This window comes from Desulfosarcina sp. (genome assembly GCF_041551955.1).
Lineage (GTDB): Bacteria > Desulfobacterota > Desulfobacteria > Desulfobacterales > Desulfosarcinaceae > Desulfosarcina.
On record NZ_JBFELV010000156.1, the window covers coordinates 1 to 10,037 of the forward strand.

Below are 10,037 nucleotides of genomic sequence, written 5' to 3' on the forward strand. Positions count from 1 at the left end.
CAGATGCCGGCTGTTGAATGTACGCACTTCCACACGAACGGTGTAGGCAGCGGTTTGCTTTTCCGACCGGGCATAAGCGGTCATGCTCTTGATCATGGCTGTTCCCCTTGCTTTACATCCAGCATATATTTTTTCCGGACCAGGGTTAGAAAGTCAATCAGGTGCTTGTCGGCATAGTCCGGGTAGGTCCACGGCAGCGTGCGAAAGGCCCCTTTTTGATAGATCAGCGTCAGATCCGCATAGATGCCTTGGCCAATGTATATACGATGGGTAAAGTTTTTCCCGGTGGCCAGAACGAATCGTTCGGGCACTAGATATCCCGGATCGATATTAACCCGACGCTGCCCTTGCCGCTGGTAGGTTTGTTCCACCGCATTGGTCATCCGCTTGATCGCGGCCAGTTCGGTCTGCTCGACAAGCCTTTTAAAAACGATCAACCGCCGACTCAGCGGTGCCCCCATCTCCTTTTCATAGTACGTCGTAAAATCAAAATTGATCCAGGCGCTGATCATGTCGACGGGGCCCAACCGGTCCTGCAACGCTTGGGCGATATCCTCGGCAAGCGTCTTTTCCTTGACGAAAAAACCCACAATCAGTTTGGCCGGCGTAGGTGGCTGGGGCAGACTCATGGGTTAAGCGGCTTGGCCTCTTCGATCAGCATGATGGGGATGTCGTCCCGGATTTCATAAACCAGGCGGCACGCTTCGCAGATCAGTCCGTCTTCGGCGTCGTTGAGGTGGATTTCCCCTTTGCACTGGGGACAGGCAAGGATGTCAAGCAGTTCCTGGTTGATGGCCATGACGATCTCCTTTTTATCTTTGGGTTCCCTTGCCGGACAATTTGTTTGCAATGGCGGTGGTGCTGTGCCCCTGGAGGATATCCACCAGACGGACTTGGCCGCCATAAGACTCGACGATCGATTTGCCGACCACGTCGGCAGCCCGGTAGTCCGCACCTTTGACCAAAATATCCGGTTTGAGTTGTCCGATGAGATTCAATGGGGTGTCTTCATCAAAAAAAACCACCATGTCGACGTCTTCGAGCGCGCTGAGAATGGCGGCCCGATCTTGTCCCGAAAGAATGGGTCGCTGTTCCCCTTTGAGCCGTCGGATGGACGCGTCGGTATTCAACCCCACGATCAGCCGGTCCCCCAATTGCCGGGCCTGGTGAAGCAGGCTGACATGACCGGGATGCAGCAGATCGAAACAGCCGTTGGTAAAAACAATCCGCTGCTCCGCCTGCCGCCACCGGGAGAGCCGCGCAGAGGCCTCTTGGACGTCGGCCACTTTCCACAGCGTCGACGCCGGCTTCTTTTCCGCTTCATCCAGCAGCGCGTCGGCCAGTTCGGACCAGCGGACCGCCCACGTGCCTAGTTTCCCCACGACAATACCGGCAGCCGTGTTAGCTACACCAGCCGCTTCGGGAAAGCGCATGCCGCCGGCCACGCAAGCCGCCAAGGTGGCAATAACCGTGTCGCCAGCACCGGACACGTCAAACACCTCCCGGGCCCGGGCGGCAATCATCACCGGTGATGCATCCTCACTGAACAAGGCCATACCTTTGGGTCCCCGGGTGACCAGCAGCCAGTCCAGGCCCAACCGCCGTCGAATATCACTGGCGGCGGGGATAAAACCGCTTTCCCCCTTGACCTCGCTGCCGACGGCCAGCTCCAGTTCAGCTGTGTTGGGGGTGACGCAGGTGGCACCGGCATAACGACTCCAATCCCTGCCCTTGGGATCGATAAAGACGGGGATGCTCATCTTCCGACAGGACTGGATGATCGCCTGAACGAAGTCAATGGAATCAAACATGCCCTTGCCGTAGTCGGACAGTATCAGTGCATCCACGGAAGGCAGCACCGCTTCGACCGCCGTGCGCAGGCGGTCGGCCGACTGGGCGCCAATGCCGCTGCCGTCCTCTTCGTCGACCCGCACCACCTGCTGCTTGCTGGCCATAATCCGTGTCTTGGTGGTCGTGGGACGACTGGCATCGACCAGGCAATGGTCCTGAATGTTGGCGCCGGCCAGCAGGTCCTTCAGTTGGATTGACGCCGCGTCCTGTCCGATCAGTCCGATAACGGCGGCCGTGCATCCCAAACCGGAGAGATTGGCGGCGACGTTCCCCGCACCTCCCAGCCGAAAGGTTTTCTGATTGACGTTCACCTTGACCACCGGCACCGGCGCTTCCGGAGAAATCCGGCGCACATCCCCCCAATAGTAGCAGTCGAGCATCAGATCGCCGACCACGAGGACTTTGGTACGTGCCAGCTGGCCGGCAAGACGGCTATAGGAAGGATTGGCGCTCACACCTGATCTCCGGTTAATTGGGGCAGACCGCTCTCAATCTGCCAGGCCCAGTAGTGCAGGATAAAGATATGGATCTCCTGGATGCGGGCTGTGGCGGCACTTTCCACCACGATGGCATGATCCACCATGCGTTTAAGGTCGCCGCCGTCTTTTCCCAACAATCCCACGGTCCTCAGGCCCAGGGACTTGCCTCGCTTCACGGCCCTGATCACGTTGGGCGAGCCACCGGAGGTGGAAATGCCCAACAGGACATCTCCCGGTCGGCCGAGGCCATCCACCTGTCGGGCAAACACTTCATCGTAGCCGTAGTCATTTCCCACGGCGGTGAGAATAGAGGTATCCGTGGACAGTGCCACGGCAGGATAGGCACGCCGTTCTCTCTCAAACCGGCCCACGATCTCGGCGGCAAAGTGCTGGGCGTCACTGGCGCTTCCGCCGTTGCCGCAAATCATGATCTTACAGCCGTCGAGCAGGCACTGCAAAAGCATATCGCCCACCAGACGCAAGGCCGGTTCCATGGTTTTGAGGTTTTGCATGCATTGGACATGGGCGTCGATCATGGTGTTCAGCATGTTTTTTTGCTCTCCCATTTTTCGGTGACGGATAGGGGGTTGTGCCTGCTACGCCATGCTGAAAGGTGGGATTGAATACCATAGACAGGCATGATTTGCAGCACTTAAGTGATTTATCCGTTGTTTTCTGACCAAAAGAAACACGAATTCCAGGATTAGGGGCCTACATCAGGCGTCGGATTCCGCATACTCATAAATCGCTGCGGCGAGCAGGGGAATCATGATTTCGTGGTGGCCCGTAATCGCATAACCGCGGCCGCCTGCCAGCACCGGCCGCTGGACCACATTGACGCCGGGACGGTAGTGCTGAATCATGTCAAAATTGGCCGTGGTGAAATCTTTGACCGGATATCCCAGGTTGCGGGCCACGGCCAGGGCCTTTAAAAAGACCTCCGGCATAACCACCGCGCTGCCCAGGTTGAGGACCACACCGCCGCCACCCAGTTTGGAAACGGTCGACGCAAAAATGCGGAAATCTCTCAGCGAGGCCTCACCGATAGCGGCCCCGCTGGCCGTCGGGTGCTGGTGGACGATGTCGGTGCCCACGGCCACGTGGAGGGTGTAGGGAATCTTCAACCGATGGGCGTGGGCAATCAAGGCGCGCTTTACATGCGGAGCATTCTCTTCGAGCAGCAGGGCCCCCACCGCCTCACCAAACCCTTCCTGGCCGGCGGCTGCCCGTTTGGCTGCATGGTTGACCAGAAACGCTGTGTCCGACGCCATGCCGAAGGAGCCGTCTTCCAGCTGCGCAGCCACATCCTCCGACGTGTGGCCCAACCTTGCCAGTTCGGTATCGTGAATGGCCGCCGCACCATTGGACGCCAGGTGGGTGATGAATCCGTCGGCCGCCAAACCGGCCAGCACCGGTGCACAGCCGGTTTTGATGACATGACCGCCGAACATGACCAGCACCGGTTTTCCCAGGCGCTGGGCACCCACCACGGCTCGGGCGACGGCCTTGAGGTCATCCGCTTTCAAGACGGCCGGCAGACGATCCAAAAAGGCCGACATGCGCAAACCGCGTTGCATGGGGCTGCCTTCAAGCGCCGTCGTTACCTTTGAAGCCCGTGCCGATGCCTGGTATGTCTCAATTCTGGAAAGATCGATCTCTTGATAGGGCATGATTCTGCTTCCGCTGACAGTTGTCTCACCAAACAGGAAAAACCACTTTCCCGTGGTCGTGCTGAAAAAAATACGTTGGGTCGGTTCGTGATCGCCGCTTTTATATAATGCCGGTTAACGCTTGGCAATGGTTATCCTAAAGGAAGATTCCCGTCGCCCCACGCATAGCCTTTAAATCCAGGAACTTTTAAGCGAATTATTTACAAATGGCGTCCCATGGGTTAATTACGGGCACGTCAGATTCATAAATGTCGTGTGTTGAACGATGAAAAGGGAAAAACCGTGTGAAGCACTTTTTAAAGATGGAAATAAAGGACCGACATCGGCGGATCTTGTCCTTGATAAAAAAGAACAGCGGGCGCCTGGTTTTCGCCGCCGGCTGCAGCCTGATGATATCGGGGGCCACCACCGCGACGGGGTACCTGATCAAACCGGTGATCGACGATATTTTCGTCAATAAGGATACCACCGGTCTGGTGTTGCTGCCTCTGTTCGTCGTTGCCGTTTTTTTTGTCAAAGGGGTGGGCAGTTACGGCCAGGAGTATTTCATGAACTATGTCGGCGAAGATATCATTCGCCGACTGCGCAACCAGCTTTACGACCGTATCCAGGACCTCCCCCTGGCCTTTTTCCAGAAGGAACGCACCGGGACGCTCATGTCGCGCATCACCAACGATGTCAATATTCTCAAGGCCATGGTCTCTTCGGCCGTCACCGGATCCCTGCGTGACGCCTCGACGATCATCGGCCTGACGGCGGTGATCTTCTATCAAAACTGGCGTATGGCGATCATCGCCTTCATCGTCCTGCCGGCAGCTTTCTGGCCGGTCTTCTTCCTGGGACGGAAAGTCAGACGGGTGAGCACCGGATGCCAGCAGGCCATGGCCGAAATGAACGCGTTTCTGCACGAGACGTTTAGCGGCAACAAGATCGTCAAGGCCTTCGGCATGGAGCAGCACGAAAAACAGCGCTTCTTCGATAGAACCAGCCGGCTATTCTCTCTAGAAATCAAGGGGGTCATTGTACGCGCCCTCTCCTCGCCGATCATGGAGTTTTTTGGCGGGTTGGGCATCGCCTTCGTCATCTGGTACGGGGGGTCGGAAGTCATCGACGGCAAGACCACACCGGGCACGTTCATGAGCTTTCTGGCATGCGTGCTGCTCTTATATGACCCGGTCAAGAAGCTGAGCCATCTGAACAATTCGATTCAGCAGGGCCTGGCAGCGGCCGATCGTGTTTTCGATATTGTCGAAACCCCGTCGGACATCCAGGATCCCACCTCCCCCCATCCGATTGAAAGCGGTTCCCACGACGTGCAGTTTGATAATGTTCATTTCAGCTACGGCGACCAGGAAGTGCTCAAGGGCATCCATCTCAAGGTCGACCGGGGTCAGGTATTGGCCCTTGTGGGGATGAGCGGCGGGGGGAAGAGCACCATGGCCAACCTGATTCCCCGCTTTTTTGATGTCACTGCCGGCCATATCCGCATCGACGGTATCGATGTTCGCGAATTTGCCGTGGCCGACCTTCGGCGTCAGATCTCCATTGTCACCCAGGAGCCGATTCTGTTTAATGAAACGGTGCGCGACAATATCGCCTATGGCAGGCCCGATGCCACCGAAGCGCAGATCGTCGCGGCGGCAAAGGCAGCTTTTGCGCACGATTTCATTATGCGTTTTCCGAGCGGGTATGACACCATGATCGGCGAGTTGGGCGGGCGGCTGTCCGGAGGGGAAAAACAGCGGCTGTGCATTGCCCGGGCGCTGATCAAGGACGCACCCATCCTGATTCTGGATGAAGCCACGTCATCCCTGGACTCCGAAGCCGAAGCCGTCGTTCAAAAAGCATTGGAAAACCTGATGCACGGACGGACGACGGTGGTGATTGCCCATCGGCTCTCCACCGTTGCCGGCGCCGACCGCATTGCGGTGGTTGTCGGCGGCTGCATTGTGGAGGAAGGTACCCACCAGACGCTTTTGTCCCGCAAGGGTGAGTACGGCAAATTATATAACATGCAATACGCGGCCAACGCTGACCCGACGGAATCAAGAAAGCTCGACTGAGATCACTCGACGCTGCCTCGCTTTAATCGATCGAAAGGACCGTCCAGCGCCACAGGCCGGCGGGAAACCGTTCTATGAGACATACCAACAAGGTATCGGTTGCGGTCATCACACACAACGAGGCTGGTCGCATTGCCGATTGCCTCCGGAGCGTAGGCTTTGCCGACGAATTGGTCATCGTGGATTCAGGCAGTACGGATGACACGATAGCAATTGCCGAAGAATTCGGCGCCAAGATCATTTACCAGCCCTTTTCGGGATTTGGTCCGCAAAAGCAGTTCGCCGTCGACCATTGCCGCCATGATTGGATCCTTCTGCTGGATGCCGATGAGCGCGTCGACGAAAAGTCCGCCGAGGCCATCCATCAGGCCGTCCGTTTTCCCCCGGACGGGGTAGCCGCGTTTGAATTCCAACGCAAAAATTTCCTGCACGGCCGCTGGATCCGCCACTGCGGCTGGTGGCCCGATCCGCTGCTTCGCCTGGTTGACCGCCGGCAGGGACGATTCAGCGACGACATGGTTCACGAACAATGGCTGACCGACGGCAAGGTGCTCCCCCTGCCCGGCGTCATCGAGCATCACAGTTTTCGCAACTATGCCGACATGATCGACAAGCTCCAGCGTTACTCCACACTCGGCGCGGCCCAGATGGTCGCCCGCGGGCATTCCACCTACCCATGGTCTCCCCTTCTGCACGGATGGTGGACGTTTGTACAGGTTTACGGACTTCGGCTGGGGGTGTTGGATGGATTCGATGGATTCATGATCGCCCTGCTCAACGCCGGCGGCTCGTTCATGAAATACGCTAAATGTTTGGAAGCCTTGCGCCACCGGAGCAGGCCATCCTGATCCCGGGGTCGTGATTTTAGCGTGAACACCAACAACCCACCGTGTGGCGGGTTAGACTCGCCCCTTTCGTTTCTTGTCGTAAACATCCCAATAGAGGGCCTCATACTGTTCCGCAGCACGATCCCAGGTGTGGCGCATGGCAGTACGCCTTGCGTTCTGGCCGATTGTTTTCCTCAGGTTGGGGTCCGACAATCGCTCCAGGATCGCCTTGAGTTCCGCGGGATGGGAAAACACGAATCCGTTGTAACCGTTGTCGACGATAGACGCGACACCGGCGGCCGTGCTGACGACTACGGGCAGGCCACAGGCCATGGCTTCCAGGGCGGCCATGCCGAAGGCTTCGCGTAAGGACGGCAGGACCAGCAGATGAGCGGCAAGATAAAATGGGCGCACATCATCGCACAAACCTTCGAAAATGACCCGTTGGCCCAGCCCCATCGCATGCACCAGCTGTTGGTAATGGTGACGCCGTTCGCCCTTGCCCACCACGGTGAGGGTCATGTTATTCGGCAGTTCGCGCAGCAGCGCGTCCAGCCCCTTTCTGCGGAACTCGGAACCCACAAACAAAAGACGGATCGGTCCTTCTTCGCTTGGGTAGGATCGTCCGTCAGGATCGGCTTGCCTTTGGGTGTCGACGGCTACCGGGCTGAAGGCGTCCAGATCAACACCGGGGGTGACGACATGGATGCCTGTCGATCTGCCCGAATATTTTTTGATATCCGCTTGAACGATCCGAGAAACCGCCACAAGGGCCCGTGAGCGCATCTGTTTCCGTTCGAGTACCCCATACAGACGCCCCCTGGGGCTCAGATAATAATCATTTAGCTTCTTGAATACGGATCGTGTTTCCAGGTTGTGAAGGTAAGAGAAGGTGTGAATGGTTGCCACATCGCACGCACATCCCCTGTCATGGCTGTGGACAATATCGTAATCGCCGTGTTGAATCTGTTGGGTGATCTGTCGGGCATAGGCATACAGACTGAGCACGCTGGAAAAACGCAGGCGGTAGGGCAGCCGATGCACCGTCATGCCGTGGGTCAGGCCGGTGTCGACCTCGCGGGCATACACATGCACATCGTGTCCGCGCGCAACCATTCGGGTGGCAATCTCCACTGCGTATTTTTCTGCACCACCGGTGATGGCAAAATTTTTGATGGCGACGGCGATTTTTAATCTGCGGCGGGTGTCCATGTGATTTTCCATTGGTTTCAGCAGCCAAGGGGATGAATGGTCGGTTGAGAAATGGTCCCGAATCTGGCAGGATCATGGCTGACGGCGGCGCCCGGCCAACCCCAACCCGGATCCCGGGAAGCGGGCATCGGGAAAGGCTGCGCACCAGAGCGCTGCAATCATTGCCAGCAACGAGAAGAATATGGTGTCCAGGTGGTGAATGAACACCGGTTCGAACAACCCGCCGACCAGGAACATGACCATGGCCGCCACCAGGGTGGCGGCCATGGTCTTGGATGGATCACCATCTCCACGCAGAGCGATTTTAATCCCCATGTAGAAGAAAACCGCCAGAAGATATAGGTACAAGCCTACTCCCACGACACCCGTTCGGACACCGATGCTTAAAAACATGCTGTGTGGGAATCCCGTATAGATGTCTTTTCTGTAGACTTCCGGGATTCGTTGAAAATAGGTCTCACTGGCATATACGTTTTCATTGTCGAAGATGTCGATGGCATAGCCGATACCCATGACCGGATGATCCTTGAAAACCTCCAGGTAATAATAGGTGGCACCAATACGATGCTGGTTGCTGATGGATTTAAAATCCAGAAATCGATCTTTAATTGGCGAGACCATCAAGCCGACGCCGATCATCAATAATAGCGCAAAGAGTATTTTTATCTTCTTTTCCAATAGGAAAAGGCAGATCCCGGATGCCGCCAGTGCCAGGATCCCCCCCCGGGACTGGGTTAAGTATGTGGTGGCGATAAAGACCAAAGCCGAAACAACCACCAACGATTTTATGTAAAATGATTTCGTAACTTTGAATTCATAGATCGAGTAAATCACCGCCAGGTTGGCGCCAAAACAGATGATGTTGTGGGCCGCGGCACTGAAACCCAGCCTTGCTGACCATGGATTAGGTTGGATGGCGTAATAATACACGACAGCACCGATACAGAAAAACAGTGTGGAAACGATAAAAATGCGTGTCAACCACCTTATTTTCGCATGATTGTCGATCACATTTGCGGTGACAAATAAGAGAATCAGGTACTTGAACAGATGCGAGAAGAGACTGTCAAAACTGTCGCTTGTTTTGTAGGCAAACACCGACGTGATAAAGGCCCAGACCAATAACAGCAAGAGCGGCAGAGAAAGCGGGGAGGCAAGGCAGGGACGGATCCGTTTTTTTACGACCAATGCCAGAAAGCCGATGACCGCAAGTACAAAGGCGATGTCCCTGATCGCATTTACATGAGGGAACGCATTTAAAAAAAAGGAGAACAGGAGGAGGACAAGCACACCCTGTTTCAATCTTTTCCAAGTATGTTCCGGATTGTCCATCTTCTCTGATAGCGGTTCCATTGATTCACTCTGCCATAGGGAGTGCGGCGCAGGCTGCATCGGTTTACTTGTCGAAATACCCTTTGATGCGCTTTCTGTATTTTCGAATGAACAGCTTTATTCGAGTACCCGTCGTTCTTTTTTTAGGGGAGGCCCAATTGGACTGCATTACAATGCCTAGATAGTCTTTTGACAGGGAATGTTCATTCTGCCCAAATTCCTGCTCTCTGAAAAACTGTTCATCATAATGATAAACCTTAAACAGTGGTTTTTTCGTAACCATTGGAATGGCGTTGGAATAGTGAAGGTATTCGCCGTACAATTGCATTTCACATGGGTATTTCATCAGCAACGTGAAAATGGTTTGATGCTTCGGGACGATAAATTCTTCGTAAAGATGCTTCAGCACCTTGCATGACCAGATCAGCGGCGAGTAACCAAAGTTATAAAGCGGGCCGGTACGATTGAACAGACGCATGAACTTGATCGCCATCCGCTGAAAATCTTCGATGATCGAATCGTCATAAGTGGCGGCAAAACTAAAAAGCTCTTCCGATTCATGCCGGATGGTAAAAGGCACGCCCGCATGATCGAGGAAGTCAG

The 10,037-nt window shown here is 55.6% G+C and carries 11 protein-coding genes; 2 read left to right on the forward strand and 9 right to left on the reverse strand.

What is annotated here, in order from left to right; translation table 11 throughout:
* From ABYV26_RS13155 to ABYV26_RS13180, 6 genes are all read right to left on the reverse strand, one after another.
* On the reverse strand, window positions 1-96 hold a 96-nt coding region (locus ABYV26_RS13155), incomplete at its 3' end, for a YicC/YloC family endoribonuclease (protein ID WP_372681709.1).
* A complete protein-coding gene (locus ABYV26_RS13160) occupies window positions 93-629 on the reverse strand; it encodes a DUF4416 family protein (protein WP_372681692.1) in 537 nt (178 codons plus the stop codon). The genes ABYV26_RS13160 and ABYV26_RS13155, both read right to left, overlap by 4 nt.
* Window positions 626-799 (reverse strand): Trm112 family protein, encoded by a 174-nt coding sequence (locus ABYV26_RS13165; RefSeq protein WP_372681694.1) that lies wholly within the window; start codon window positions 797-799, stop codon window positions 626-628. Before ABYV26_RS13165 ends, ABYV26_RS13160 begins: the two co-directional genes overlap by 4 nt.
* 13 nt (window positions 800-812) lie before the next feature.
* Window positions 813-2,306, reverse strand: a complete 1,494-nt coding sequence (hldE, locus tag ABYV26_RS13170; RefSeq protein ID WP_372681696.1) for a bifunctional D-glycero-beta-D-manno-heptose-7-phosphate kinase/D-glycero-beta-D-manno-heptose 1-phosphate adenylyltransferase HldE — start codon at window positions 2,304-2,306, stop codon at window positions 813-815.
* Window positions 2,303-2,878, reverse strand: a complete 576-nt coding sequence (locus tag ABYV26_RS13175) for an SIS domain-containing protein (RefSeq protein ID WP_372681698.1) — start codon at window positions 2,876-2,878, stop codon at window positions 2,303-2,305. Before ABYV26_RS13175 ends, hldE begins: the two co-directional genes overlap by 4 nt.
* A 168-nt stretch (window positions 2,879-3,046) precedes the next feature.
* Window positions 3,047-4,000, reverse strand: a complete 954-nt coding sequence (locus tag ABYV26_RS13180) for a hypothetical protein (protein WP_372681700.1) — start codon at window positions 3,998-4,000, stop codon at window positions 3,047-3,049.
* Between the two features lie 338 nt (window positions 4,001-4,338).
* Here ABYV26_RS13180 and ABYV26_RS13185 point away from each other — a divergent pair, with 338 nt between their 5' ends.
* Both ABYV26_RS13185 and ABYV26_RS13190 read left to right on the forward strand, forming a co-directional pair.
* Complete coding sequence (locus ABYV26_RS13185) at window positions 4,339-6,063, forward strand: ABC transporter ATP-binding protein (RefSeq protein ID WP_372681702.1); 1,725 nt, start codon at window positions 4,339-4,341, stop codon at window positions 6,061-6,063.
* A gap of 74 nt (window positions 6,064-6,137) precedes the next feature.
* The gene (locus ABYV26_RS13190; RefSeq protein WP_372681703.1) at window positions 6,138-6,911 is read left to right on the forward strand and encodes a glycosyltransferase family 2 protein; all 774 of its coding nucleotides are present in this window, start codon (window positions 6,138-6,140) and stop codon (window positions 6,909-6,911) included.
* A 51-nt stretch (window positions 6,912-6,962) separates the two neighbouring features.
* Here ABYV26_RS13190 and ABYV26_RS13195 read toward each other — a convergent pair whose 3' ends face one another.
* The 3 genes from ABYV26_RS13195 to ABYV26_RS13205 form a co-directional block, all read right to left on the reverse strand.
* Window positions 6,963-8,102, reverse strand: coding sequence for a glycosyltransferase family 4 protein (locus ABYV26_RS13195; RefSeq protein ID WP_372681704.1), 1,140 nt, complete (start codon window positions 8,100-8,102; stop codon window positions 6,963-6,965).
* A 72-nt stretch (window positions 8,103-8,174) separates the two neighbouring features.
* Entirely contained in the window at window positions 8,175-9,455 is a 1,281-nt protein-coding gene (locus ABYV26_RS13200; protein ID WP_372681706.1) for an O-antigen ligase family protein, read from the reverse strand.
* Window positions 9,456-9,498: 43 nt separating this feature from the next.
* Window positions 9,499-10,037 (reverse strand): hypothetical protein (locus tag ABYV26_RS13205; protein ID WP_372681707.1); only part of this gene is annotated, 539 nt, incomplete at its 5' end.